This is a genomic window from Mesorhizobium sp. M2E.F.Ca.ET.209.01.1.1 (assembly GCF_004010375.2).
In the GTDB taxonomy this organism is placed as follows: domain Bacteria; phylum Pseudomonadota; class Alphaproteobacteria; order Rhizobiales; family Rhizobiaceae; genus Mesorhizobium.
In genome coordinates this window covers 1-305 of record NZ_SADP02000962.1, presented here as the reverse complement: position 1 = coordinate 305, position 305 = coordinate 1, and the positions used below count along the sequence as shown (strand labels likewise).

At 58.7% G+C, this 305-nt stretch carries 1 protein-coding gene; it reads left to right on the top strand.

The features are described from left to right. Positions 1-60: 60 nt before the first annotated feature. Complete coding sequence (locus tag EN852_RS42965) at positions 61-300, top strand: hypothetical protein (protein ID WP_246694579.1); 240 nt, start codon at positions 61-63, stop codon at positions 298-300. Positions 301-305 lie beyond the last annotated feature (5 nt).

Below are 305 nucleotides of genomic sequence, written 5' to 3'. Positions count from 1 at the left end.
GGTGCCCGCAGCCTTCTCGAAAAGTCTCCAAGTCTTTAGGCTCTGGGGTAACGATCCTGCGTGGAAAATGCGGATCGAGTTGATCTTTCCTATCGCTCCCTCGCGCAGAAGTCGCTTTATCGCTCGGTGGCTCTCCATGTTGCGCAGATGGTGGTTGGTAGCGAGTACCACGCCTTTGCGTTCGGCCGCCTCAACGATCGATTTCGCGTCTTTCGGCTCCAGAGCGAGCGGTTTTTCGCGAAGCGCGTGCGTGCCGCCTTCTATGGCCGCCAGCGACTGCGACAGGTGCTGGTCGGTTAGTCAAG